The organism is Streptomyces sp. NPDC047117, assembly GCF_040643545.1.
Taxonomy (GTDB): domain Bacteria; phylum Actinomycetota; class Actinomycetes; order Streptomycetales; family Streptomycetaceae; genus Streptomyces.
This window is the reverse complement of record NZ_JBEYUN010000008.1, coordinates 113,765-139,191: the sequence shown is the minus strand read 5'-3', so window position 1 is coordinate 139,191 and position 25,427 is coordinate 113,765. Positions and strand designations below refer to the sequence as shown.

25 protein-coding genes are annotated in these 25,427 nt (G+C 71.4%); 18 read left to right on the top strand and 7 right to left on the bottom strand.

The annotated features are described in order from the left end of the window. Positions 1-177: 177 nt before the first annotated feature. Positions 178-753, bottom strand: coding sequence for a rhodanese-like domain-containing protein (locus tag ABZ840_RS17440; protein WP_361560313.1), 576 nt, complete (start codon positions 751-753; stop codon positions 178-180). 93 nt (positions 754-846) lie between these two features. On the opposite strand from ABZ840_RS17440, the gene ABZ840_RS17435 reads away from it, so the two are divergent. Continuing rightward, the gene (locus ABZ840_RS17435; protein ID WP_361560897.1) at positions 847-1,116 is read left to right on the top strand and encodes a metal-sensitive transcriptional regulator; all 270 of its coding nucleotides are present in this window, start codon (positions 847-849) and stop codon (positions 1,114-1,116) included. Between the two features lie 142 nt (positions 1,117-1,258). Here ABZ840_RS17435 and ABZ840_RS17430 read toward each other — a convergent pair whose 3' ends face one another. Next, positions 1,259-2,239, bottom strand: coding sequence for a carbohydrate kinase (locus ABZ840_RS17430; protein ID WP_361560310.1), 981 nt, complete (start codon positions 2,237-2,239; stop codon positions 1,259-1,261). Positions 2,240-2,443: 204 nt separating this feature from the next. Beyond that, positions 2,444-3,442, bottom strand: a complete 999-nt coding sequence (locus tag ABZ840_RS17425; protein ID WP_361560307.1) for a LacI family DNA-binding transcriptional regulator — start codon at positions 3,440-3,442, stop codon at positions 2,444-2,446. 266 nt (positions 3,443-3,708) lie between these two features. On the opposite strand from ABZ840_RS17425, the gene ABZ840_RS17420 reads away from it, so the two are divergent. The 3 genes from ABZ840_RS17420 to ABZ840_RS17410 all read left to right on the top strand — a co-directional run bounded on the left by ABZ840_RS17420 (position 3,709) and on the right by ABZ840_RS17410 (position 6,666). Beyond that, positions 3,709-4,713, top strand: coding sequence for a zinc-dependent alcohol dehydrogenase family protein (locus ABZ840_RS17420; RefSeq protein WP_361560304.1), 1,005 nt, complete (start codon positions 3,709-3,711; stop codon positions 4,711-4,713). A 5-nt stretch (positions 4,714-4,718) separates the two neighbouring features. Continuing rightward, a complete protein-coding gene (locus tag ABZ840_RS17415; RefSeq protein WP_361560301.1) occupies positions 4,719-6,173 on the top strand; it encodes a sugar porter family MFS transporter in 1,455 nt (484 codons plus the stop codon). A 73-nt stretch (positions 6,174-6,246) separates the two neighbouring features. Then, positions 6,247-6,666, top strand: coding sequence for a Rieske (2Fe-2S) protein (locus ABZ840_RS17410; protein WP_361560298.1), 420 nt, complete (start codon positions 6,247-6,249; stop codon positions 6,664-6,666). A gap of 95 nt (positions 6,667-6,761) precedes the next feature. On the opposite strand, the gene ABZ840_RS17405 is transcribed toward ABZ840_RS17410, so the two are convergent. Beyond that, entirely contained in the window at positions 6,762-7,700 is a 939-nt protein-coding gene (locus tag ABZ840_RS17405) for a hypothetical protein (protein ID WP_361560295.1), read from the bottom strand. Positions 7,701-7,938: 238 nt separating this feature from the next. On the opposite strand from ABZ840_RS17405, the gene ABZ840_RS17400 reads away from it, so the two are divergent. The 14 genes from ABZ840_RS17400 to ABZ840_RS17335 all read left to right on the top strand — a co-directional run bounded on the left by ABZ840_RS17400 (position 7,939) and on the right by ABZ840_RS17335 (position 21,999). Continuing rightward, on the top strand, positions 7,939-8,556 hold the full coding sequence (locus tag ABZ840_RS17400; protein WP_361560292.1) for a papain-like cysteine protease family protein: 618 nt from the start codon (positions 7,939-7,941) through the stop codon (positions 8,554-8,556). A 4-nt stretch (positions 8,557-8,560) separates the two neighbouring features. After that, positions 8,561-9,409, top strand: coding sequence for a hypothetical protein (locus tag ABZ840_RS17395; protein ID WP_361560289.1), 849 nt, complete (start codon positions 8,561-8,563; stop codon positions 9,407-9,409). A gap of 195 nt (positions 9,410-9,604) precedes the next feature. Next, positions 9,605-11,674 carry an excinuclease ABC subunit UvrC gene (gene uvrC, locus ABZ840_RS17390; protein WP_361560286.1) on the top strand — a complete coding sequence of 690 codons (2,070 nt, stop codon included), beginning with the start codon at positions 9,605-9,607 and terminating at the stop codon, positions 11,672-11,674. 44 nt (positions 11,675-11,718) lie between these two features. Further along, positions 11,719-12,621: an RNase adapter RapZ gene (gene rapZ / locus ABZ840_RS17385; RefSeq protein WP_361560895.1), complete on the top strand. Its 903-nt coding sequence runs from the start codon at positions 11,719-11,721 to the stop codon at positions 12,619-12,621. Further along, positions 12,618-13,676 carry a uridine diphosphate-N-acetylglucosamine-binding protein YvcK gene (gene yvcK / locus ABZ840_RS17380; RefSeq protein ID WP_361560283.1) on the top strand — a complete coding sequence of 353 codons (1,059 nt, stop codon included), beginning with the start codon at positions 12,618-12,620 and terminating at the stop codon, positions 13,674-13,676. The genes rapZ and yvcK overlap by 4 nt, the downstream gene beginning before the upstream one ends. Beyond that, complete coding sequence (whiA, locus tag ABZ840_RS17375) at positions 13,667-14,656, top strand: DNA-binding protein WhiA (protein ID WP_031065284.1); 990 nt, start codon at positions 13,667-13,669, stop codon at positions 14,654-14,656. The genes yvcK and whiA overlap by 10 nt, the downstream gene beginning before the upstream one ends. A gap of 246 nt (positions 14,657-14,902) precedes the next feature. Continuing rightward, positions 14,903-15,907: a type I glyceraldehyde-3-phosphate dehydrogenase gene (gene gap / locus ABZ840_RS17370; protein WP_361560279.1), complete on the top strand. Its 1,005-nt coding sequence runs from the start codon at positions 14,903-14,905 to the stop codon at positions 15,905-15,907. Positions 15,908-16,029: 122 nt separating this feature from the next. Continuing rightward, on the top strand, positions 16,030-17,241 hold the full coding sequence (locus ABZ840_RS17365) for a phosphoglycerate kinase (RefSeq protein ID WP_361560276.1): 1,212 nt from the start codon (positions 16,030-16,032) through the stop codon (positions 17,239-17,241). A gap of 6 nt (positions 17,242-17,247) precedes the next feature. Beyond that, on the top strand, positions 17,248-18,024 hold the full coding sequence (gene tpiA / locus ABZ840_RS17360) for a triose-phosphate isomerase (RefSeq protein ID WP_361560273.1): 777 nt from the start codon (positions 17,248-17,250) through the stop codon (positions 18,022-18,024). Positions 18,025-18,197: 173 nt separating this feature from the next. After that, entirely contained in the window at positions 18,198-18,428 is a 231-nt protein-coding gene (secG, locus tag ABZ840_RS17355; protein ID WP_199896898.1) for a preprotein translocase subunit SecG, read from the top strand. A gap of 159 nt (positions 18,429-18,587) precedes the next feature. Then, positions 18,588-18,923: an RNA polymerase-binding protein RbpA gene (locus tag ABZ840_RS17350; protein ID WP_078600932.1), complete on the top strand. Its 336-nt coding sequence runs from the start codon at positions 18,588-18,590 to the stop codon at positions 18,921-18,923. 280 nt (positions 18,924-19,203) lie between these two features. Beyond that, positions 19,204-20,856 (top strand): glucose-6-phosphate isomerase, encoded by a 1,653-nt coding sequence (gene pgi / locus ABZ840_RS17345; RefSeq protein WP_361560893.1) that lies wholly within the window; start codon positions 19,204-19,206, stop codon positions 20,854-20,856. Between the two features lie 23 nt (positions 20,857-20,879). Continuing rightward, the gene (locus tag ABZ840_RS17340; protein ID WP_361560268.1) at positions 20,880-21,119 is read left to right on the top strand and encodes a hypothetical protein; all 240 of its coding nucleotides are present in this window, start codon (positions 20,880-20,882) and stop codon (positions 21,117-21,119) included. Positions 21,120-21,270: 151 nt separating this feature from the next. Continuing rightward, entirely contained in the window at positions 21,271-21,999 is a 729-nt protein-coding gene (locus ABZ840_RS17335; protein ID WP_361560266.1) for a hypothetical protein, read from the top strand. Between the two features lie 63 nt (positions 22,000-22,062). On the opposite strand, the gene pgl is transcribed toward ABZ840_RS17335, so the two are convergent. Genes pgl through zwf form a run of 3 tightly spaced genes read right to left on the bottom strand, consistent with a single transcriptional unit; the run spans position 22,063 to position 25,426 of the window. After that, positions 22,063-22,845: a 6-phosphogluconolactonase gene (gene pgl / locus ABZ840_RS17330; protein WP_361560263.1), complete on the bottom strand. Its 783-nt coding sequence runs from the start codon at positions 22,843-22,845 to the stop codon at positions 22,063-22,065. Further along, positions 22,842-23,906, bottom strand: coding sequence for a glucose-6-phosphate dehydrogenase assembly protein OpcA (gene opcA, locus ABZ840_RS17325; protein WP_361560260.1), 1,065 nt, complete (start codon positions 23,904-23,906; stop codon positions 22,842-22,844). The genes pgl and opcA overlap by 4 nt, the downstream gene beginning before the upstream one ends. Beyond that, positions 23,903-25,426, bottom strand: a complete 1,524-nt coding sequence (gene zwf, locus ABZ840_RS17320) for a glucose-6-phosphate dehydrogenase (protein ID WP_361560257.1) — start codon at positions 25,424-25,426, stop codon at positions 23,903-23,905. Before zwf ends, opcA begins: the two co-directional genes overlap by 4 nt. Position 25,427 lies beyond the last annotated feature (1 nt).

Here is a 25,427-nt window from a genome sequence, read left to right as displayed (position 1 = left end):
TACCCGAGTCCGTCCCGGGCCGTCACCACGGATTCGGTGTGGCGTACCGAGCCCGTCCGGGGCCGTCACCACGGATTCGGTGTGGCGTACCGAGCCCGTCCGGGGCCGTCACCATGCCGTCCCGGGCCGTCGCCACGCAGTGCCGGCCCTCATGGCCGCGGCCGGTCCGCCGTGTGGTCAGTTCTCCAGGGTCTGGAGGGTGGCTGTGAGGGACGGGGTGGCGGCGGGGCGGCGGTTGTGGGGGAGCTTGGCCAGGGCCCTCGCCATGCCGCAGGTGTCGGTGGCGGCGGAGAAGACCAGCCCGGCGCCGATCGCGGCGGAGAGGTACTTCGCACCCGGCAGGACGCGGTCGGCGAGTACACCGGCCAGCACGATCGAGCCGGCGGCCAGCCGTACCTGGCGCTCCATGGGCCAGACGGCGCGGCCCTCGGCCGGGCGTTCCAGGGGCCGGCCGACGGCGGCCCAGGCGCTCGTACCGCCGGTCACCGAGGCGGCCGTGACCCCGGCGTCGGCGAGCAGGTCGCAGGCGGTGGCGGAACGGTTGCCGCCCGCGCAGACCACGGCGAGCGGCCCCCGCGCGGCGACCGAGCGGAGAACCGGTACGGCGCGGTCGAGCTGGTCGAGGGGGACGTTGAGGGCGCCGGGGATGTGTCCCGAGGCGTACTCCCCGGGCGTGCGGACGTCGATGAGCGTCAGCTCCGGAAGGCGGGGACGGAGCTCTTCGACCGACAGGGGAGCGGCGGGGGTGGCCATGGGGGTCCTCTCGCAGACGTACCGGGAATGCGGGTGCAAGGACCAGCGCTACCATACCCGCGGGGGTATTCGTGGAAAGGAACGGCCGTGGAGCTGCCAGCAGAGGAACTGAAGGGCGCGGTCAACCGGCTGCGCCGGGCCCAGGGGCAGATCTCCGGGGTCATAGGGATGATCGAGCAGGGCCGGTCCTGCGAAGAGGTCGTCACGCAGCTGGCCGCCGCGTCCCGCGCCCTGGACCGGGCCGGTTTCGCGATCATCGCCACGGGCCTGGAGCACTGTCTGACGGACGACGGGACGGGGCCGGAGATGGAGCGCGACGAGATGCGCGCCAAGCTGGAGAAGCTCTTCCTGTCGCTGGCGTGACCCCGGCGAGCCACCGGGGCGCCTGCCCGGCGTGAGCCGCCGGGGCCGACTGCCTCGCGTGAGCCGTCGCGGCGTCCGTCCGGCGTGAACCGTCGGGGCGGCCTCGACACACGCCCCGGCCCGTTGGCCGGTCGGCGGCCGCTCAGGCGAGTTCCGCTGCGTACGGGGGTTCCGCGCCGGGGCGGGAGCAGGTGACGGCCGCGGCCCGCGCGGCGTAGCCGAGGATGTCGCGCCAGGAGTCCTCGCCCAGCGCCGCGAGCGCGGCGGGGGAGAGGGCGTGGTGCGCGTCGAGCCGGTGCAGGAGCGCCGCGTTGACCGTGTCGCCCGCGCCGATCGTGTCCACGACGTCGACGCGTTCGCCCGGTACGGAGACCTCGCCGGAGGCGGTCGCGACGGTCAGGCCGTCGCCGCCCCGGGTGAGTACGACGGCCGCCGGGCCGGCGGCCAGCCACTCCTTCACCGCACCGGCCACCGCCGTGGCAGCCGCCTCCTCCGGAAGGTCGTCGGCGCCGGCCAGCCAGCGCGCGTCCTCCTCGGAGAGCTTGAGCAGCGCGACGTGCGGGAGCCAGGAGCGGAAGCGGGCGCGGTAGGCGTCCGGGTCGGGGATCAGACCGGCGCGGATGTTCGGGTCCAGCGCGGTGAACACCCCGCGGTCCGCCTCGCGTCGCATCAGCGCCTCGTACGCACTGGCGCCCGGTTCCAGGACGAGGGAGCAGGTGCCCAGGGAGAGGGCGCGTACGCCGTAGGGGAGGGCGGGCGGCAGGGTGAAGAGGCGGTCGGCGGTGCCGTCGACGTAGAAGCCGTAGCCGGCCGAGCCGTCGGGGCTGATGTCGGCCAGCGCGAGCGTGGTGGGCTCGGTGCCCCGCTGGACCAGCGCGGTGTCGACGCCCGCCGACCGCAGGCCGGCCAGGAGGGAAGCGCCGAAGGCGTCGGTGGAGATCCGTGAGCAGAAGGCGGCCGGCGAGCCGAGCCGTCCGAGGGCGACCGCGGTGTTGTACGGGCCGCCGCCCCGGCGCGGCGACAGCGCGGGCAGCGCCGCCGCGCTGTCCGCGGGGGCGGGCTCGCCGTTCGCGGCGCTCGTGGGGACGAGGTCGATGAGGGCTTCGCCGGCGACGACGATCACGAGAGGTCCTTTCCGGGGGCGGTCCGGGGTGCGGGAACGGCCCGCTGTACGCGGCCGATCCGAGGTGCGGCTGAGGCTGCGGCATCGGCCGCGGGGGCGGCCTGCGGTGCGCGGTGGAGTCGGGGTACGGGGGTGGTTGCCGATCGGCGCACCCCCGCGTGAGTCACCCCGTCGCGGTGTCCCTCCGTAGCTCGCACCTCTTCCTCACTCCCCGCAGCCGCAGGAGGTGCGGTGGATGAAAGTGCAGGGGAGGCGGACGGTGCGGGGCGGGCGGTTCGGGGTCCGGAGGCGGTCCAGGAGGAGGTCGACGGCGGCGGCGCCGATCTCGCGGCTGGGTTGGGAGATCGCGGTGAGCCGGGGGGAGAAGAGGTCCGCCCACGAGAAGTCGTCGAAGCAGGCGAGCGCGATGTCGTGCGGCACCCGGAGGCCCAGCTCGCCGAGGGCCTTCAGGGCGCCGATGGTCATGGCGTTGTTGGCGGTGATCACGGCGGTGGGCGGTTCGGGGGCGGCGAGGAGGTGCCGGGTGGCGTCCTCGGCGCCCTCCGCCTCGGAGTTGCCGCCCGCGAGCAGTTCCGGCGCGAACGGCAGGCCGCGGGAGCGCAGGCCCTCGCGGTAGCCGGCCACGCGTTCGGTGGTCGTGCTCAGGCCGGGGAGGCCGGCGATCAGGCCGATACGGGTGTGGCCCAGGTCGGCCAGGTGCTCGACCAGTTGCCGCACGGGGCCCGTGCTCTCGGCGCACACCTGGTCGTGCGCGTCGCCGACCAGCCGGTCCAGGAAGACCGTGGGGACCTCGCGCTTGGTGACGTACTCGACGAGCGCGGCGGGTTCGGCGGACGGGGCGACGATCATGCCGTCCACGCGGCGTTCGTGCAGCAGCTGGACGACCTTGCGCTCGTGTACGGGGTCGTCGTGCGGGTCGGCGATCAGCAGGCTGTAGCCGGCCTCCAGCGCGCCGGCCTCGACGCCCTGGAGGATCTCGGTGAAGTACGGGTTGCTGATCGCGGAGACCGCGAGACCGATGGAGCGGGTGCGCGAGGTCACGAGGGAGCGGGCGAGCGTGTTGTGGGTGTACCCCAGCTCGTCGATGGCTTCCAGGACGGACCTGCGGGTGTCGGGGCGGACGGGCCGGGTCTCGTTCAGGACGTGCGAGACCGTCGCCACGGAGACGCCCGCGCGGCGTGCGACATCCACCATCGTCGCCATCCGATGTCGTCCTCCCCGACGTGGCCGACGTGACCGACGGCGTGCGTGATTGTGGGGAAACCGTAACGCATGAGAAGCGTGCCGTAAACGCTTGCGTAAGCGTTTACGTGCGAGCTAGCCTCCCGGCAACCGAGGGCTGGCGAAGCCCCACGGAACCGAGGAGCGACGGAGCCCCCGCGCGGAGCCTCGGGGCGGGAAGCGGCGCAGCCGCACCAGCACGAGCCGCAGTACCCAGAAGCCGCAGCACAACGAAGTGGAGGCGCGAAATGCGCGCTGTCGTGGTCACCGAGCCGGGGCGAGCCGCCCCGGCCGACGTGCCGGACCCCCGGCCTGAACCCGGCGAGGTCGTCGTCCGCGTCTCCTCGTGCGGCCTGTGCGGGACGGACATGCACATCCTCGGCGGCGAGCTGCCGCCGGTGACGTACCCGGTGATCCCCGGGCACGAGCTGACCGGCGAGGTGATCGCGGTCGGCGAGGGCGTCGCCGTGCCGGCCGTCGGCGACCGGGTGGCCGTGGACCCCAACATGCCGTGCGGCGCCTGCCACTACTGCCGGATCGGCCGCGGGAACCTCTGCGAGGACTACCGGGCGATCGGCGTCACGCAGGCGGGCGGCTTCGCCGAGCAGGTGGCCGTCCCGGCGCGCTGCTGTTACCTGATCCCGGCGTCCTTCTCCGAGGCCGCGGCCGGCCTGATCGAGCCGCTGTCCTGCGCGGTGCACGGGCTGAACCGGCTGCCGCGCCGCCCCGGCGAGCACTACCTGATCTACGGCGCGGGCACGATGGGCCTGATGATGGCCGCGCTCGTACGGACCGCGGGCGCTGCCTCCGTCTCGGTGGTCGACCTGAACGAGGAGCGGCTGGCGTTCGCCGAGTCGTTCGGCCTGGACGCGGCCGTGACCAGCGCGGACAAGCTCGGGCGCGGCAAGGAGCCGGGCTTCGAGGTGGTCGTGGACGCGACCGGCGCGGTGCCCGCCATCGAGGACGGGCTCGGCCGGGTGCGCAAGGGCGGCACGTTCCTTCAGTTCGGCGTGACGGACCCGTCCCGGAAGGCCGCGTTCTCGCCGTACGCCGTCTACAACAGCGAGATCGACATCATCGGCTCGATGGCCGTGCACAACAGCTTCCAGCCCGCCATCGACGTGCTCGCCTCCGGGCTCGACCTGGATCCGCTGGTCAGCGACGTGTTCGGGCTGGAGGACTTCGACGAAGCCGTCGCCCGCTTCAAGGCCGGCACCGGCCGCAAGATCCACATCGCGCCGAACAAGGGGTGACGCAGATGGCAACCGCGGCCCCCGCGACACAGCGGGCCTCCCGCCTCAAGAACGGGCTGATCTGGGTCTTCGGCGCCCTCGGCGGCATCCTGTGGGGCTACGACACCGGCGTGATCTCCGGGGCGCTGCTCTACATCAAGCGGGACCTCCCGATGACCCCGCTGCTGGAAGGCATGGTCGTCTCCGGGCTGCTGGTCGGCGCGATGCTGGGCGCCGGCCTGTCCGGGCGGCTGTCGGACTCCTGGGGCCGCCGGCGGCTGATCCTCGCCGCCTCCGGGGTCTTCATCCTGGGCACGCTCGGCGCGGCGCTCGCCACGCACGTCTGGGTGCTGATCGCCTTCCGCTTCGTCCTCGGCATCGGCGTCGGCATCGCGTCCGTCGTCGTGCCGCTCTACCTGACCGAGCTGGCGCCCAAGCACGTACGTGGCGGGCTCGCCTCGCTGATGCAGCTGCTGGTCACGGTCGGCATCTTCCTCGCGTACGTCACCGACTACGTCTTCCACGACTCCGGCGCCTGGCGCTGGATGATCGGGCTCGGCGTCGTGCCGGCCGCGGTACTGGCAGTCGGCATCATCACGCAGCCGGAGAGCCCGCGCTGGCTCGTCGGCAAGGGGCGCGGCGACGAGGCGCGGCGGGTGCTGTTCCAGCTGCGCGGGGAGGGCGAGGCGGCCCGGGCCGAACTGGCCGAGATCGAGGAGACCGTACGGACCGAGCGCGAGCAGACCGAGAGCCTGACCTTCCGGCACCTGCTGTCGCCGAAGCTGCGGCCGGTCTTCGTGGTCGGGATGCTGCTGGTGTTCTTCCAGAACTTCGTCGGCATCAACACGATCATCTACTACGCGCCCCGGCTGCTGACCAACGTCGGCTTCGGGGACAGCGGCGCGATCATCGCCACGATGGGCGTCGGCGCGCTGAACATGCTGATGACGCTGCCCGCGATGCGGCTGATCGACCGCAAGGGGCGCAAGCCGCTGCTCCTGTGGGGCGCGCTGGGCATGTGCGCCGCGATGGTGCTGCTGGCCGTCACGAACCTCAGCGGACTCGGGTACGGCGCGCTGCTGTCCGTCCTCACGCTCTTCGGGATCGGCCTCTACATCGCGTCGTTCGCCGTCTCCTGGGGGCCGGTGCAGTGGGTGATGCTGCCCGAGCTGTTCCCGATGCGGCTGCGGGCCGCGGCGGTCGGTCTGTGCGTGATCTTCAACTGGCTGTTCAACATGGCGGTCGCGCTGGTGTTCCCCTCGCTCCTCGACACCTTCGGAGCGGGCGCCAACTTCCTCTTCTTCGCGGTGATGACGTTCCTCGCCTTCGTGTTCGTGCGGAAGCTGCTCCCGGAGACCAAGGGACGCAGCCTGGAGGAGATCGAACAGGACCTGCTGCGGAGGACGGCGAGCGATCCGGCGGACCCGGCCGGGGGCGCGGATTCCGTCCCGGTATCGTCGGGAAGCAGCGTCGGCCCCTGAGAGCGCGCGCGTCCCGCGAGGGGGCGCGCACCCCGGGGACAGCATCCCGCCCCCGGAACGCAGGAGTCATGACATGAGCGAGCCCCTCCACCGCCGTACCGTGCTGCGAGGGGCCGCGCTCGCGGGCATCGCCTGTGTCGGCGCCGCCGCGTGCTCCGCGGGGGGTTCGGGGTCGGGCTCGGCCCCGAAGGCGCCCACGCAGGAGACGGAGCTGGGCGCGGCCGCCGAGATACCGGTCGGCGGTGCCAAGCTCTACCCCGAGGAGAAGCTGGTCGTCTCGCAGCCGGCCGAGGGGGAGTTCAAGTGCTTCAGCTCGGTGTGCACGCACGCCGGCGCGGTACTGAACAAGCTGGACAAGGAAGTGGCGACCTGCCCGCTGCACGGGAGCCGGTTCGACGTGGCCACGGGCAAGCCCGTGCACGGGCCGGCGACCACGCCGCTGGAGGAGATCCCGGTCAAGGTCAAGGGCGGCAAGCTGATCGCGGGTTCGTAGGGCTGCGCTTCCGCGCCCCCGAAGAGCCGCCTTTCTGCCCCCCCAGAGCTGAGCTTCGTCCCCCGAAGGGCTGCGCTTCCGCGCCCCCGTAGGGCTCAGCCCCAGTCCCATTCGATGCCGAGCAGGCCCGGGCGTACCGACTGGTCGACCAGGTGGACGGCGCGGTGCTGGCCCGTGAGGGTCAGGTCCTGGCGGGCCGTGCGGGGCGCGGCCATCGTGGCCTGCGCGAAGCGGCCGCAGCGCACGGGGAGCGCCGCCTCGTCGAAGCGGATCTGCAGGACGTACTGCCCGCCGGGGAACGGGAAGCCGCGCAGGTACTCCGTGCTCTCGCCCGCGGTCCCGTCGCGGAACCCGTAGGAGAAGACGTACGTCTCGCCGGCCCGCAGCCGGGTGTCGAAGAGCAGCTCGGCGACCACGAGCGGCGCCTCGGGGTCGTACCGCACCCGGCCCACCCGGCAGTTCTCCGTGGCCCGCACGGCCATCCGCGCCGGATCGGCGCCCTCGTCGCCGCAGTGGATGGCGACGTACCGGTCGATGCCGTCCCGGTGCGCGCGCACCACGTGCTGCGACTCGCGGTCCAGCAGCTCGCGCCGCGCTCCTATGCGCACCCGCTCCGACTGCCCCACGGTGTGCAGCCCGCCGTCCGTGGGCGCTCCCAGGTCGGCGAGGAGCTTGCGCACCACGTCGGAGGCCTCGGTCAGGGTGCGGTACGACCGGCCGGTGGGCCGCTCCACGTCCGGGAACACCGGGGTCTGCGACTCCAGGAGCCGGGTCAGGGAGCCGGCCGGCAGCTCCAGCACCTCTTCCAGAGCGGTCACCGCGCGCAGCGACTCGGGGCGCTGCGGACGGCGGGCGCCCTGCTGCCAGTAACTGAGGCTGGTGACGCCGACCTTGATGCCGCGCTGCGCGAGCTTGTACTGCACGCGGTGCAGGGCCAGGCCGCGTTCGGCCAGTGCGGCCCGCAGGGCCAGGTGGAACGGCCCGGTGCGCAGCACCTGTGCCAGCACGTCCGATGCGGCGGTGTCCTGTGCCATTGCCAACCCTCCGGTGCGCGGGGTGAACGTTCACAACCGGAGTTCACACGTCCCGCTGGCGCTGTCCGTTCCTCGCAGATCGCCGGGCAGGGGACGTTCACACCAGGGACCGTCCGTCCACACCCCCGCGTCATCTCGCATTGAAGCGTGTTGACCTGCCCCGGACAACACCCGATGCTCCTCAGCATCATCCGGATGCGTTCCTCTCCCTCTTCCCACCCCCCTCGGGAGGACCGCCATGCACCGCCCGTCCCGTGGCACACGCTCGTGCCGTACCCGCACAACGCGCCGCAGATGGCCCCTGATCGCGGCCGTCGCCGCCGTCCTCACCGGCTTCCCCGCCGCGACGGCGACGGCCGCCCCCGACACCGCCCTCGGCAGCAAGAAGCTGAACATCACGATGCAGGCCCAGCAGAACAGCAACTGGTGCTGGGCGGCCTCCGGCAACACCATCGCCACGTGGTTCGGCCGCAACTACAGCCAGAACCAGTTCTGCAACGCCTCCTTCGGGCGGCAGCAGGGCACCACCTGTCCCAACAGCCAGGCGACCCTGGGGGACGTGCAGAACGGCCTCGACTGGGCCGGCGTCAACCCCGGCAGCTACGTCAGCGGCTACCTGAACTACAGCACCGTGCAGAGCGAGATCAACGCCAACAGGCCCGTGGAGACCCGCATCCAGTGGTCCTCCGGGGGCGGTCACATGCACGTCCTCTACGGCTTCGACACCGCGAACAACTGGGTGTACTGGGGCGACCCCTGGCCGGACAACAACCGCTACAACTGGGGCGATTACCGCTACTACGTCAACGGCAGCGAGTTCTCCTGGACGCACTCCCTCTACCGGATCGGAGCCTGAGGCGATGACGCACAGGAACGTGAAGCGGGGCGCCGTCACCGCGGCGCTGACCACCGCGCTCGCCGCGCTCGCCCCGCAGGCCGCGTCGGCGGCCGAGACCCCCGCGCCGCCCGGGAAGCCGGCCGCGGCGAGCGTGGCCGCCGCCCACGAGGCGGCGACCGCGCCGGACACACTGAAGACCCTCGCGCGCTTCTTCGCCCGCGACGGCAAGGTGGGCGTCAAGGCCGCGGCGCCGCGCATCGAGGGCGCCACCGTGCCCGTCTACGTGCTCTCGCCGGACTTCGTGCGCGGCCGCTCCGGCGCCCCCGTGGCGAAGCTCGACTTCCTCGCCAGCAAGGCCGTCTCCGCCGACGGCCAGGAGGCGTCGGTGTGGACCGTACGACCCAAGGGCGCGGAGGACTGGCGGGTGGTGAACATCGCCACCGGCGCGGACGAGACGACGTACGCGGCCAAGGCCGGGGCCGCGGGCGGCACGCTCTTCCGCGAGCCGCAGATCGACGCCTGGTACGTCCTGCGCGGGGACCGCGTCCGGCCGCTGGACGCGGACGCGCGGCGGGCGGTCGGCGCGGCCGGGACGACGGTCGCCGCGTACGGGAAGCGGGTGCGCGCGGCCTACGGAGACAAGCTGCCCGGCTCGGCGTACGACCGGCGCGGCGAGGCCGGCGGTTACGGAGCGGCCGCCCGGCCCTCCGGCGCCGCGGCGGACCGCCCGGCCGCCGGGCAGGCCGCCCAGCCGGTCGCGGCGGCCGCCTCCGAGGGCAGCGGGCCGCTGGTGGCGGTGCTGACCGCCCTCGGCACCGTGCTCGTGCTGGCGGTCGGTGGCGCGCTCGTCTCCCGCAGCCTGCGCCGCTGATCCCGCGGCCTGCGCGGCCGACCACGCGCGGCAGCCGCCCGCAGCGGCTTCCGCGGTCGGCTCCACAGCGCCACCTCCCACACCGGCCCCGGCCCCCGGCGACGCGTTCCGCCGGGGGCCGGGGCCTTCCACGCGTGCCGCCCGGTGTCCTCGCCTGTGCCCGGGTTGTCAGTGGTCACCAGTAGGGTGGCGGACATGGCAGACCCCAGCAGCTATCGACCCAAGCCGGGACAGATCCCCGACTCGCCGGGGGTCTACAAGTTCCGGGACGAGCACCGGCGGGTGATCTACGTAGGCAAGGCCAAGAGCCTGCGTCAGCGCCTGTCGAACTACTTCCAGGACCTCGCGAATCTGCACCCGCGCACGCGCACGATGGTCACCACCGCCGCGGCCGTGGAGTGGACCGTCGTCTCCACCGAGGTCGAGGCGCTCCAGCTGGAGTACAGCTGGATCAAGGAGTTCGACCCGCGGTTCAACGTCAAGTACCGCGACGACAAGAGCTATCCGTACCTCGCGGTCACCCTCAACGAGGAGTATCCGCGGGTCCAGGTCATGCGCGGCGCCAAGAAGAAGGGCGTGCGCTACTTCGGTCCGTACGCGCACGCCTGGGCCATCCGCGAGACCGTCGACCTGATGCTGCGGGTCTTCCCCGTCCGGACCTGCTCCGCCGGGGTCTTCAAGCGCTCCCGCCAGATCGGCCGCCCCTGCCTGCTGGGGTACATCGGCAAGTGCTCGGCCCCCTGCGTCGAGCGGGTCTCGGCCGAGGAGCACCGCGAACTGGCCGACGAGTTCTGCGACTTCATGGCCGGCCGCACCGGCGCGTACATCCGTCGCCTGGAGCGGCTGATGGGCGAGGCCGCCGAGGAGATGGAGTACGAAAAGGCGGCCCGGCTGCGCGACGACATAGAGGCGCTCAAGCGCGCCATGGAGAAGAGCGCCGTCGTGCTCGCCGACGCCACCGACGCCGACCTCATCGCCCTCGCCGAGGACGAGCTGGAGGCCGCCGTCCAGATCTTCCACGTGCGCGGCGGCCGGGTGCGCGGCCAGCGCGGCTGGGTCACCGACAAGGTCGAGAACGTCGACAGCGCGGCCCTCGTCGAGCACGCCCTGCAGCAGCTCTACGGCGAGGAGCGCGGCGACGCCGTGCCCAAGGAGGTCCTGGTCCCGGCACTGCCCGACCCCGTCGAGCCGGTCCAGCAGTGGCTGACCGAGCGCCGCGGGTCGAACGTCTCGCTGCGCATCCCGCAGCGCGGCGACAAGAAGGACCTGATGGCCACGGTCGAGCGCAACGCCCAGCAGGCCCTCGCGCTGCACAAGACCAAGCGCGCCTCCGACCTGACGACCCGCTCCCGGGCGCTGGAGGAGATCGCCGAGGCGCTGGAGCTGGACTCGGTGCCGCTGCGCATCGAGTGCTTCGACATCTCCCACCTCCAGGGCGACGACGTCGTGGCGTCCATGGTCGTCTTCGAGGACGGACTGGCCCGCAAGAGCGAGTACAGACGCTTCCAGATCAAGACCTTCCAGGGCCAGGACGACGTCCGGTCGATGCACGAGGTGATCTCCCGCCGCTTCAAGCGGTATCTGCAGGAGAAGCAGAAGACCGGCGAGTGGGAGGAGGAGACCGGACCGGACGCCGCCGGACCGGTCTCCGGACCCGCGCCGGGGCCGGCGGACCTCGCCGGGCCGGAGCCGGGACCGAAGGACGAGGAGGGCCGCCCCAAGCGGTTCGCGTACCCGCCGCAGCTCGTCGTCGTCGACGGCGGCCGGCCACAGGTCGCGGCGGCGCAGCAGGCGCTGGACGAGCTGGGCATCGACGACGTCGCGGTCTGCGGGCTGGCCAAGCGCCTGGAGGAGGTCTGGGTGCCCGGCGAGGAGGACCCGGTCGTCCTGCCCCGTACGAGCGAGGGGCTGTACATCCTCCAGCGCGTCCGTGACGAGGCGCACCGCTTCGCCATCGCCTATCAGCGCAACAAGCGCGGCAAGCGACTCACGGCGGGCCCCCTGGACACCGTGCCCGGCCTCGGCGAGAGTCGCCGCCAGGCCCTCCTGAAGCACTTCGGCTCCCTGAAGAAACTCAGGGCCGCGACGATCGAGGAGATCTGCGAGGTGCCCGGCGTCGGCCGCAAGACCGCCGAGACCGTCGCGGCGACCCTGGCCCAGGCCGCTCCGGCCGCCCCGGCGGTCAACACCGCCACCGGAGAGATCATTGAAGATGAGGGGGCACCGCAGGCCGCGTTGCCTTCAGAACAGGGACAGGAACGATGAGCGACAGCAGCCCCGAGCAGCAGACCGAGAGAGAAGGCGCGCAGATGGGTGCGGCGCCGATCCGCGACGACCAGGACCGCAGCCCCGCGATCCCCGAGCTGGTGATCATCTCCGGGATGTCGGGGGCCGGGCGGAGCACGGCGGCGAAGTGCCTGGAGGACCTGGGCTGGTTCGTGGTCGACAACATCCCGCCGGAGCTCATTCCGCCGATGGTCGACCTCGGCGCCCGCTCCCAGGGCAACGTCGCCCGTATCGCGGTGGTCGTCGACGTCCGCGGCCGGCGCTTCTTCGACAACCTCAAGGAGTCCCTGGCCGCGCTGGACGCCGCGCACGTCAAGCGCCGGATCGTCTTCCTGGAGTCCTCCGACGAGGCCCTGGTCCGCCGCTTCGAGTCGGTGCGCCGCCCGCACCCGCTGCAGGGCGACGGCCGCATCGTCGACGGCATCGCGGCCGAGCGCGACCTGCTGCGCGAGCTGCGCGGCGACGCCGACCTGGTGATCGACACCTCCAGCCTGAACGTCCACGAGCTGCGCGCCAAGATGGACGCCCAGTTCGCCGGCGAGGAGGTCCCCGAGCTGCGGGCCACGGTGATGTCCTTCGGCTTCAAGTACGGCCTGCCGGTCGACGCCGACCTCGTGGTGGACTGCCGCTTCATCCCGAACCCGCACTGGGTCCCGGAGCTGCGCCCGTACACCGGCCTGAACGAAGAGGTGTCCAACTACGTCTTCAGCCAGCCCGGCGCCAAGGAGTTCCTGGACGGCTACGCCGAGTTGCTGCGGATCGTCGCCGAGGGGTACCGCCGCGAGGGCAAGCGGTACGTGACCATCGCGGTCGGCTGCACGGGCGGCAAGCACCGCAGCGTCGCCATGTCGGAGAAGCTCGCCCGCCGCCTGGTCTCCGAAGGAGTCGAGACGGTCGTCGTCCACCGGGACATGGGGCGCGAGTGACCAGCCGCGCGCCCCGAATGCGCCGCGTACGCCGGCTCGTACGGGGCAGCTCGCCGAAGGGCGCCACCCCGAAGGTCGTCGCCCTGGGCGGCGGCATGGGCCTGTCCGCCTCGCTCGCCGCACTGCGCCGCATCACGCGCGACCTGACCGCCGTGGTCACCGTCGCCGACGACGGCGGCTCCAGCGGCCGGCTCCGCGACGAGCTGGGCGTCCTGCCGCCGGGCGACCTGCGCAAGGCCCTCGCGGCCCTGTGCGGCGACGACGACTGGGGCCAGACCTGGGCCCGGGTGATCCAGCACCGCTTCCAGAGCGGCGGCGAGCTGCACGACCACGCTGTGGGAAATCTCCTGATCGTCGCCCTGTGGGAGCAGCTGGGCGATCACGTCCAGGCGCTGGACCTGGTCGGCAAGCTGCTGGGCGCGCACGGCCGGGTGCTCCCGATGTCCGCCGTGCCGCTGGAGCTCCAGGCCCTGGTCAAGGGCCATCACGAGGGCCGCCCGGACGAGATCTCCACCGTCCGCGGCCAGGCCACGGTCGCCCTCACCCGCGGCGAGGTGCAGTCCGTGCACGTCGTCCCCGAGGCCCCGCCGGCCGTCCCGGAGGTCGTCGAGGCGGTCCGGGACGCGGACTGGGTGGTGCTCGGCCCCGGGTCCTGGTTCTCCTCCGTGATCCCGCATCTCCTGGTGCCGCAGCTGCGCGAGGCGCTGGAGGAGACCAAGGCACGTAAGGTTCTCTCGTTGAACCTCGCACCCCAGCCGGGGGAGACGGACGGGTTTTCCCCGCAGCGTCATTTGGAGGTTTTGGCCCGACACGCCCCTAAACTCGCCTTCGACGTGGTGCTGGCCGATCAGGACGCCGTGCCCGACCGGGAAAGCCTGACCGGAGTGGCCAAGGAGCTCTTCGGCAGCGAGGTCGAGCTGGCGGCCGTGGCCGCTCAAGGCGAAGCCTCCCAGGGAAAGCCCGGGGGCGGTTCTCCTCGGCACGACCCCGAGCTGCTGGCGGCCGCGTACGACCGTATTTTTCGGATGCATGGAAGGATCGGCCCATGGCGATGACGGCAGCGGTGAAGGACGAAATCTCCCGGCTCCCCGTCACCCGGACCTGCTGCCGGAAGTCGGAGGTCTCGTCGATCCTTCGGTTCGCGGGCGGGTTGCACCTGGTCAGCGGGCGGATCGTGATCGAGGCGGAGCTGGACACGGGCATCGCGGCCCGGCGGCTCCGGAAGGACATCCTGGAGATCTTCGGGCACTCCTCCGACCTCGTGGTGATGGCGCCCGGCGGACTGCGCCGCGGCAGCCGGTACGTCGTCCGGGTGGTCGCCGGCGGCGACCAGCTCGCGCGCCAGACCGGCCTGGTGGACGGCCGCGGCCGCCCCATCCGCGGCCTGCCCCCGCAGGTGGTCTCGGGGGCCACCTGCGACGCGGAGGCCGCCTGGCGCGGCGCGTTCCTGGCCCACGGCTCGCTCACCGAGCCCGGCCGCTCCTCCTCCCTGGAGGTGACCTGTCCCGGCCCGGAGGCGGCGCTCGCGCTGGTCGGCGCGGCCCGCCGGCTCGGCATCGGGGCCAAGGCACGCGAGGTGCGCGGCGTGGACCGGGTGGTGGTCCGTGACGGTGACGCGATCGGCGCGCTGTTGACGCGGCTCGGTGCGCACGAATCGGTACTGGCCTGGGAAGAGCGCAGAATGCGCCGCGAGGTGCGGGCCACGGCCAACCGCCTCGCCAACTTCGACGACGCCAACCTCCGGCGCTCGGCGCGGGCCGCGGTCGCCGCCGGCGCCCGTGTGCAGCGCGCGCTGGAGATCCTCGGCGAGGAGGTGCCGGAGCACCTCGCGGCCGCCGGCCGGCTGCGCATGGAGCACAAGCAGGCGTCCCTGGAGGAGCTGGGCGCGCTCGCCGACCCGCCGCTCACCAAGGACGCGGTCGCGGGCCGGATCCGCCGGCTGCTCGCGATGGCCGACAAGCGCGCACAGGATCTCGGCATTCCGGGTACGGAATCCAATCTCGCCGACGACCTCGCGGAGGGCATGGTCGGCTGAACCGGATCGCTACTTGTCAGTAGACGCCCCCGACACCCGCACTGGGTGCCGGGGGCGTGTGCGTACTGACGTGGGGCCCGTGCGCAAGGGCGTCAGAGGGGCTCAAGGGTGCTCACCTGAGCAGAAGGAGGGCCCCATGTCAATGTCACGTACGTCTCGTACAGGGGGTAGGGTCGGAGGCGGTCGGGGACATCCCATACAGCTCGGCGGTGCACAAACCGCCGTACCAACGAGGAGATCGGTTTCGTGACGATCCGCGTAGGCATCAACGGCTTTGGCCGCATCGGTCGTAACTACTTCCGCGCGCTGCTGGAGCAGGGTGCGGACATCGAGATCGTGGCTGTCAACGACCTGGGTGACACCGCGACCACCGCGCACCTCCTGAAGTACGACACCATCCTGGGCCGCCTCAAGGCCGAGGTGTCGCACACCGAGGACACCATCACCGTCGACGGTCACACCATCAAGGTGCTGTCCGAGCGCAACCCGGCGGACATCCCCTGGGGTCAGCTGGGCGTCGACATCGTGATCGAGTCGACCGGCATCTTCACCAAGAAGGCCGACGCCGAGAAGCACATCGCCGGTGGCGCGAAGAAGGTCCTCATCTCGGCTCCGGCCAAGGACGAGGACATCACCATCGTGATGGGCGTCAACCAGGACAAGTACGACGCGGCCAACCACCACGTCATCTCCAACGCCTCCTGCACCACCAACTGTGTGGCGCCGATGGCCAAGGTTCTCGACGAGAACTTCGGCATCGTCAAGGGCATGATGACCACGGTCCACGCGTACACCAACGACCAGCGCATCCTGGACTTCCCGCACAAGGACCTGCGCCGCGCCCGCGCCGCCGCGGAGAACATCATCCCGACCTCCACCGGTGCCGCCAAGGCCACCGCGCTGGTCCTCCCGCAGCTCAAGGGCAAGCTGGACGGCATCGCCATGCGCGTGCCCGTGCCCACCGGCTCGGTCACCGACCTCGTCCTGGAGCTGGACCGCGAGGTCACCGCCGACGAGATCAACGCCGCCTTCCAGAAGGCCTCCGAGGGCCAGCTGAAGGGCATCCTGGAGTACACCGAGGACCCGATCGTCTCCTCGGACATCGTGAACTTCCCGGCGTCCTGCACCTTCGACTCCGGCCTGACCATGGCCCAGGGCAAGCAGGTCAAGATCGTCGGCTGGTACGACAACGAGTGGGGCTACTCCAACCGTCTGGTCGACCTGACCGTCTTCGTCGGCGAGCAGCTCTGATCCCTGCCTGACCCGCAGGGCAGTACCAGCGAGATGTGAGCGACGGGGCTCGTACGACGCGATGAAGCGTCGTACGGGCCCCGTGCTATGACTGACTTTCCGAACAGAGCCACGGAGTCACCATGAAGACGATCGACGATCTCGTCCAGGACGGCGTGAACGGCAAGCGGATCTTCGTCCGCGCCGACCTGAACGTGCCGCTGGACGGCACCACCATTACCGACGACGGCCGGATCCGCGCCGTGCAGCCGACCATCGCCAAGCTCGCGCAGGCGGGCGCCAAGGTGATCGTCGCCTCGCACCTCGGCCGTCCCAAGGGCGCACCGGACCCCGCCTTCTCGCTCGCCCCGGCGGCGGAGCGGCTGGGCGAACTGATCGGCCGGCCCGTCGCGTTCGCCACCGACACGGTCGGCGACTCCGCGAAGGCCACCGTCGCGGGCCTGGGCGACGGCGAGGTGGCCGTCCTGGAGAACCTCCGCTTCAACGCGGGTGAGACCAGCAAGGACGACGCCGAGCGCGGCGCGTTCGCCGACCAGCTCGCCGCCCTCGCCGACCTCTACGTGGGCGACGGCTTCGGCGCCGTGCACCGCAAGCACGCCTCGGTGTACGACCTGCCGGCCCGGCTGCCGCACGCCGCCGGCGACCTGATCGCCGCCGAGGTCACCGTTCTCAAGAAGCTCACCGAGGACGTCAAGCGCCCCTACGCGGTGGTGCTCGGCGGTGCCAAGGTCTCCGACAAGCTCGGTGTCATCGACCACCTGCTGGAGAAGGCCGACCGCATCCTCATCGGCGGCGGCATGGCGTACACCTTCCTCAAGGCCCAGGGCCACGAGGTCGGCATCTCGCTCCTCCAGGAGGACCAGATCCCGGTGGTCCAGGAGTACATGAAGCGTGCCGACGAGCGCGGCGTGGAGTTCGTCCTCCCCGTCGACGTGCTGGTCTCCGCCGATTTCCCGGACCTGAAGACCAAGGCCCCGGCCAACCCCACCGTGGTCGCCGCCGACGCCATCCCGGCGGACCAGGAGGGCCTGGACATCGGCCCGAAGACCCGTGAGCTGTACGCCGAGAAGCTCAAGGACGCGGCCACCGTCTTCTGGAACGGCCCGATGGGCGTCTTCGAACACCCCGACTACGCGAACGGCACCAAGGCCGTCGCGAAGGGCCTGCTCGACTCCGACGCGTTCACCGTCGTCGGCGGCGGTGACTCGGCCGCTGCCGTACGCCTGCTCGGTTTCGACGAGAATGCTTTCGGCCACATCTCGACCGGTGGCGGCGCCAGCCTCGAATACCTCGAAGGCAAGACGCTCCCCGGCCTCGCCGCTCTGGAGGACTGAAGAACCGTGACGGAACGCACCCCGCTGATGGCGGGCAACTGGAAGATGAACCTCAACCACCTCGAGGCCATCGCGCACGTCCAGAAGCTCGCCTTCGCACTCGCCGACAAGGACTACGAGGCCGTCGAGGTCGCGGTCCTGCCGCCCTTCACCGACCTGCGGTCGGTGCAGTCGCTGGTCGACGGCGACAAGCTGAAGATCAAGTACGGCGCCCAGGACATCTCGGCGCACGACTCCGGTGCCTACACCGGTGAGATCTCCGGTGCCATGCTCGCCAAGCTGAAGTGCGCGTACGTGGCCGTCGGCCACAGCGAGCGCCGCCAGTACCACGGCGAGGACGAGGCCGTCTGCAACGCCAAGGTCAAGGCCGCCTTCAGGAACGGCATCACTCCGATCCTCTGCGTCGGTGAGGGCCTGGACGTCCGCAAGGCCGGCAACCAGGTCGCGCACACCCTCGCCCAGGTCGACGGCGGCCTCAAGGACGTCCCGGCCGAGCAGGCCGAGACGATCGTCATCGCTTACGAGCCGGTGTGGGCCATCGGCACCGGTGAGGTCGCCACGCCCGAGGACGCGCAGGAGGTCTGCGGTGCGATCCGCGGCCGCCTCGCGGAGCTGTACAGCCAGGAGCTCGCCGACAAGGTGCGGATCCAGTACGGCGGCTCGGTGAAGTCCGGTAATGTCGCCGCGATCATGGCGCAGCCGGACGTCGACGGCGCCCTGATCGGCGGCGCGGCGCTGGACCCGGACGAGTTCGTCAAGATCGTTCGATTCCGCGACCAGTAACGGTCACGGCCGCGCTCCGTACCACTGTGAGCAGCGGCTATGACGGCGGGCCCGGCCCGTCGTAGGCTGTCGGGGCCGGGACCGGTGTCACACGACGCCGACCCGGCCCCTCCGCATCACAACCGCCCGTACTTCCCGTCCGTCAGTCCTAGAGAGTTGGTCCAGCCGTGGTCATGGGATTCTCGATCGCCCTCATCGTCTTCAGCGCGCTGCTGATGATGCTGGTGCTCATGCACAAGGGGAAGGGCGGCGGCCTGTCCGACATGTTCGGTGGCGGCATGCAGTCCTCGGTCGGCGGCTCCTCCGTGGCCGAGCGGAACCTCGACCGCATCACCATCGTCGTGGGCCTCCTCTGGTTCGCCTGCATCGTCGTTCTCGGCATCCTGATGAAGCTGGACAACTGACATACCGTCGGGGGCGCGGCTTATCATGAGTGCGGCGTCCTTCCGTGGCCGGGTAACTCCTGTCACTGGACGCGCGTTGGGCCTTACGTAGACTGGGGCGCTCCGCAGCGAAGAATCCCGTCGATGCTTCGCAGCACCATGACGCAGGGAGTTACGACCGTGGCAAGTGGCAACGCGATCCGAGGAAGTCGGGTCGGGGCGGGGCCGATGGGGGAGGCCGAGCGGGGCGAGTCCGCGCCGCGCATCCGCATCTCCTTCTGGTGCTCCAACGGGCACGAGACACAGCCCAGCTTCGCCGGCGACGCGCAGATTCCTGACACCTGGGACTGCCCGCGCTGTGGCTTCCCCGCAGGCAAGGACCGGGACAACCCGCCGGACCCGCCGCGCACCGAGCCGTACAAGACGCACCTGGCGTACGTACGGGAGCGCCGCACGGACGCGGACGGTGAGGCGATTCTCGCGGAGGCGCTCGCCAAGCTCCGCGGCGAGATCTGACGACGCCTCGCGCGCGGCGGTACGGACGGAACAGAAGAGTGGCGGACCGGCCCGGCCGGAAGGTTTTGGCCTTCCTGCCGGGCCGGCCGCGTTCCGCTGTTGGAGTGGCCTCGCAGGTGAATCCGGTACGGACACACGGGCGTCAGCCGATCGACGGCGGGCGGACATCTCTCCCCCGCTCTCGGCTTCGCTCGAGTGGGAGGTGCCCCCATCGTCCCCTGATCAATTAGGTTGGGGGATGGCGGGGCCGATACGAGACCAAAGAAGGCTGATGTCCGAGATGAACGCAGATGGCCGCAGCAGGCTCGACCAGACGTCCGAGTGGGCGGCCCTGGGCAAGCACCGCGAACAACTCGCGAGCACGCATCTGCGCGAGCTGTTCGACCAGGACCCGGGCCGTGCGGAGCGCTACACGCTCCAGGTCGGCGACCTGCACCTGGATTATTCGAAGCACCTGGTGACCGACGAGACGCTGTTGCTGCTGCGCGAGCTGGCCGCCGCGACGAAGGTCGCCGAGCTGCGGGACGCCATGTTCCGCGGCGAGAAGATCAATATCACCGAGAACCGCGCGGTGCTGCACACCGCGCTGCGCGCGCCCGAGTCGGCGGTTGTCAAGGTCGACGGGGAGAACGTCGTTCCCGCCGTGCACTCCGTGCTGCGCAAGATGCAGGTGTTCACCGACCGGATCCGCAACGGCGACTGGAAGGGCCACACCGGCAAGCGCATCAAGAACGTCGTCAACGTTGGCATCGGCGGCTCCGACCTGGGCCCGGCCATGGCGTACGAGGCGCTGCGCGCCTACACCGACCGCGACATGACGTTCCGGTTCGTCTCCAACGTCGACGGCGCGGACCTGCACGAGGCCGTGCGCGACCTGGACCCGGCCGAGACGCTGTTCATCATCGCCTCGAAGACCTTCACCACCATCGAGACGATCACCAACGCGAAGTCGGCCCGCGACTGGCTGCTGAGCGGCCTGGGTGCGGGTGACGAGGCCGTTGCCAAGCACTTCGTGGCGCTGTCCACCAACGCCGAGAAGGTCGCCGAGTTCGGCATCGACACGGCCAACATGTTCGAGTTCTGGGACTGGGTCGGCGGCCGCTATTCGTACGACTCGGCCATCGGCCTGTCGCTGATGCTCGCGATCGGCCCGGAGCACTTCCGCGAGATGCTGGCCGGCTTCCACCTGGTCGACGAGCATTTCCGGTGCGCGCCGCCCGAGGAGAACGCACCGCTGCTGCTCGGCCTGCTGGGCGTCTGGTACGGCAACTTCTGGGACGCGCAGTCCCACGCGGTGCTGCCGTACAGCCACTACCTTTCCAAGTTCACCGCCTATCTCCAGCAGCTGGACATGGAGTCCAACGGCAAGTACGTGGGCCGTGACGGCGACGAGGTGAGCTGGCAGACCGGCCCGGTGGTCTGGGGCACGCCCGGCACCAACGGCCAGCACGCGTACTACCAGCTGCTGCACCAGGGCACGAAGATGATCCCGGCCGACTTCATCGGCTTCGCGCAGCCCGTGGACGACCTCCAGCCCCGCCTGGTCGCCCAGCACGACCTGCTGATGGCCAACCTCTTCGCGCAGGGCCAGGCGCTGGCCTTCGGCAAGACGCCGGAGGAGGTGCGCGCCGAGGGCGTGCCGGAGGAGCTGGTGACGCACAAGACGTTCAAGGGCAACCGCCCCTCCACGACCATCCTGGCCAAGGAGCTCAGCCCGTCGGTGCTGGGCCAGCTCATCGCCCTCTACGAGCACAAGGTGTTCGTCCAGGGCGCCGTCTGGAACATCGACTCCTTCGACCAGTGGGGCGTGGAGCTCGGCAAGGTCCTCGCCAAGCGCGTGGAGCCGGCGCTCACCGAGGGCGCCGAGGTCGAGGGGCTGGACGCCTCGACGAAGTCGCTGGTCGCCACCTACCGCACGATGCGGGGGCGTTGATCCCGGTGCACGAGGACGCGCTCTTGAGCTTTCTGAACCTGCTGACGCCGGAGAACCGCGAGTGGCTGGCGGCCCAGCCGGCGGCCAAGCAGCAGGAGGTGGCCGCCCGCCATCTCGAGGTGGAGCAGGGCGACAAGGAGGCCGGTCTCGGCCCGTACAACACCCTCGACGAGGACGTCGAGGGCGTCGCGGTGGGCGACCTCCAGGACCCGGCGCACCTGGCCAACGCCATGGTGCGCCAGGAACGGGAGCGGCGACCGTGACCGCCTGAGCCGCCGTTCGCCCTACGGCGCGCGGACTGTCGGCTAATATCCCCCGGACGATCATCGGTACCGCGTTCGTTCGGGGGATACGCGCATGCTGTGGCGCTGGCTGTGGGGCGGGGGGAGCGGGCGGCACCGGTCCCGGTGGGGGATGGCCGACCCCAAGCACGCGGCCTGGCGGCTCTTTCACCCCGAGTGGGTACCGGAGGCGGACGACCCGGCCGTGGAGCGGCTCAAGCGCATCCGCGTCCTCGCCGGGCTGATCGTGTCGTTGGGGGTCTACACGTTCGTGGCCCACGACTTCGACTTCACCCAGGCCGTGGAGAACATCGCGGTCGCCGGCCTGGTCCTGCTGCTCATCACCCCGCTGACGGTCGGCGTGATGCTGCTGGTTTGGCGGCGCGGCGGGCCGTTGCGGCCGCTGCGACGCACGCTTCTGAGGTGCCTGAAGCTGCTGGTGGGGTTCGTGGCGGCGCTGGTCGGCACGGTCCTGCTGTGCGTGTACTTCACGCAGCAAGGGGGCGTCGTGGTGCTGCTCCCGGTGGTCCTCTGGCTGCTGGGCTTCATGATCCAGGCCGCCCTGCGGGTCAACGGCAACTTCTTCGGCACCGGTGCCGTCCACCGCTGCCTGCCGCCGGTCCTGGCGGCCGTCACCTCCTGGCTGATGGCGCTGCCCGACCTGGCCACCGGCGATCTGCACGGCCTCGGGGCGCGGCTCGGCACCGTCTTCATCCTGGGCGCGCCCGTCCTGGTCACCCTGATCGCCCTGCTGGAGATGCGCCGGCTGCGGCGCTTGCACGGCATACGGCTGCGGGACCATCCCGGGGCGCCGCTCCGGGCCGGGCACCCGCCGCAGCGGGGTCCACATCCGTACGCGTAGCCCGGGACCGACGACGCGAGGGGCCCGCACCGGTGTCCGGTGCGGGCCCCTCGCGGTGCCGGATCAGGCCGAGGCCGGCGGGTACAGGTCCCGCGGCAGCTGAGAGGCGGCTGCCTCGTCCAGGAGCCAGAGCGTGCGGCTGCGGCCGTACGCGCCTGCGGCGGGGGCCTGTATCTCGCCCGCGCCGGAGAGCGCCATCGCGGCCGCGTTCGCCTTGTCCTCGCCCGCGGCGAGCAGCCAGACCTCGCGTGCCGCGCGGATGGCGGGCAGGGTCAGCGAGATCCGGGTGGGCGGCGGCTTGGGCGCGCCGTGCACGCCGACCACCGTCCGCTCGGCCTCCCGCGCCGCCGGGTGCTCGGGGAAGAGCGAGGCGACGTGGGTGTCCGGGCCGACGCCCAGAAGGAGGACGTCGAAGGACGGGACGGGGCCGTGGTCCTCCGGGCCCGCCGCCGCGGCCAGTTCGGCGGCGTACGCCTCGGCCGCGGCGTCCGCGTCGTTGCCGTACCCGCCGTCGGACGGCGCCATCACGTGCACCCGCGCCGGGTCCAGCGGGACGCTGTCCAGCAGCGCCTCGCGGGCCTGGGTGTGGTTGCGCTCCGGGTCGCCCTCGGGCAGGAACCGCTCGTCGCCCCACCACAGGTCCAGCCGGGACCAGTCGACCGCGTCCCGGGCGGGCGCCTCGGCGAGGGCCGCGAGCAGCCCGTTGCCGTTGCGGCCGCCGGTCAGGACGACGGAGGCCGAGCCGCGCGCCGCCTGGGCGTCCACGACCTTCGTGATCAGCCGGGCGGCCGCGGCCTTCGCCATCAGCTCCTTGTCGCGGTGGACGACGACCTGCGGCGCGCTCACTTGGCGGCCGCCTTCTTCGCGGGCGCCTTCTTCGCCGCCGCCTTGCCCTTGGGGGCGTCCTCGGCGGCCTGCGCCTCGGCCTCCCGCTCGGCGTCCTCGGCGGTCTTTGCCGATTCGCCCGGGAGCCCGTCCTTGTACGCACCCAGCCGCTCCACGCCGTACTTCAGCGCGGACGCGTAGGTGTCGTCCGGGTCGAGCCGGCGCAGCTCCTCGGCGAGCAGTTCGGCGGTCTCCCGCCGCTGCAGCGCCACCGCACGGTCCGGTTGGCCGGACATGCACAGCGTGGCGAGCGCGCCGTCGGCGCGGTCCAGCACGATCGGGCCGCTCTTGGTCTCCAGCCGGACGGCCGTCAGGCCGGGGCCTTCGGAGAGCGTCCGCTGGACGGGGACGTGCAGCCGGTCCGCGAGCCACATGGCGAGCAGCTCGCAGCTGGGGTTGTACTCCTCGCCCTCGACCGTGACCGAGGTGACCTCGCTCGGCTGCTGGTCGAGCGCGGCGGCCAGCATCGAACGCCAGGGCGTGATGCGGGTCCAGGCCAGGTCGGTGTCGCCGGGGGTGTACTTCTCGGCGCGCGCGGCCAGCTCCTGGACGGGCTGCTCGGCGGCGTAGGTGTCGGTGACACGACGCTGGGCGAGCGCCCCGAGCGGGTCGGCGGCCGGCTCCGTCGGGCCGCCGACCGGCCACCAGACCACCACGGGGGCGTCCGGCAGCAGCAGGGGCAGCACGACCGACTGGGCGTGGTTGATGGCCTCGCCGTACAGCCGCAGCACGACCGTCTCGCCGGTGCCGGCGTCCGCGCCGACCCGTACCTCGGCATCGAGGCGGGCCTGGGCGCGGCCCCGCGGCGAGCGGGAGACGCGCTTGATGACGACCAGGGTGCGCGAGGGGTGCTCGCGCGAGGCGTCGTTGGCGGCCTTGAGGGCGTCGTAGGCGTTCTCCTCGTCGGTGACGATGACGAGGGTGAGCACCATGCCGACGGCCGGGGTGCCGATGGCCCGGCGGCCCTGGACCAGCGCCTTGTTGATCTTGCTGGCCGTGGTTTCGGTGAGATCGATCTTCATGGCCGACGCCAGCTCCGTCCGTCTCGTGCGAGCATTTCGTCCGCCTCGACGGGTCCCCAGGTACCCGCCGGGTACTGCGCGGGCTTGCCGTGCGTGTCCCAGTACTGCTCGATCGGGTCGAGGATCTTCCAGGACAGCTCGACCTCCTCCGTGCGCGGGAAGAGGTTGGCGTCGCCGAGGAGGACGTCCAGGATCAGGCGCTCGTACGCCTCGGGGCTGGACTCCGTGAAGGACTCGCCGTACGCGAAGTCCATGGAGACGTCCCGCACCTCCATCGAGGTGCCCGGCACCTTCGAGCCGAACCGCACGGTGACGCCCTCGTCCGGCTGCACCCGGATGACCAGGGCGTTCTGCCCCAGCTCCTCGGTGGCGGTGTGGTCGAAGGGGGAGTGCGGCGCGCGCTGGAAGACGACCGCGATCTCGGTGACGCGGCGGCCCAGGCGCTTGCCGGTACGCAGGTAGAAGGGCACCCCCGCCCAGCGGCGGTTGTCGATGCCCAGCTTGATCGCGGCGTAGGTGTCGGTCTTCGACTTGGGGTCGATGCCGTCTTCCTGGAGGTAGCCGACGGCCTTCTCGCCGCCCTGCCAGCCTTCCGCGTACTGCGCCCGTACGGTCTCCTTGCCCAGGTCCCTGGGGAGCTTGACCGCGCCGAGGACCTTGGCCTTCTCCGCGACCAGCGCGTCCGCGTCGAAGGAGGCGGGCTCCTCCATGGCGGTCAGCGCGAGCAGCTGGAGGAGGTGGTTCTGGATCACGTCACGGGCGGCGCCGATGCCGTCGTAGTAGCCGGCCCGGCCGCCGATGCCGATGTCCTCGGCCATCGTGATCTGTACGTGGTCCACGTAGGAGCGGTTCCACAGCGGCTCGAACATCGTGTTGGCGAAGCGCAGCGCCAGGATGTTCTGGACCGTCTCCTTGCCGAGGTAGTGGTCGATCCGGAAGACCTCTTCCGGCGGGAACACCTCGTGCACGATGCGGTTGAGCTCGCGCGCGCTCTCCAGGTCGTGGCCGAACGGCTTTTCGATGACCGCACGGCGCCAGGAGTCGGCCTTCTGGTCGGCCAGCCCGTGGTGCTTGAGCTGCTGGACGACCTTGGGGAAGAACTTCGGCGGCACCGAGAGGTAGAACGCGAAGTTGCCGCCGGTGCCCTGGGCCTTGTCCAGGTCCTGGATCGTGGACTTGAGCGTCTCGAAGGCCTGGTCGTCGTCGAAGTCGCCCTGGACGAAGCGCATGCCCTGGCTGAGCTGCTGCCAGACCTCCTCGCGGAAGGGGGTCCGCGAGTGTTCCTTGACCGCGTCGTGGACGACCTGGGCGAAGTCCTCGTTCTCCCAGTCGCGGCGGGCGAAGCCGATGAGCGAGAAGCCCGGCGGCAGTAGGCCGCGATTGGCCAGGTCGTAAACGGCAGGCATCAACTTTTTACGTGACAAATCGCCCGTGACGCCGAAGATGACGAGGCCCGACGGCCCCGCGATACGCGGGAGCCGTCGGTCCGCGGCGTCACGCAGCGGATTGCTGCTTGACAAG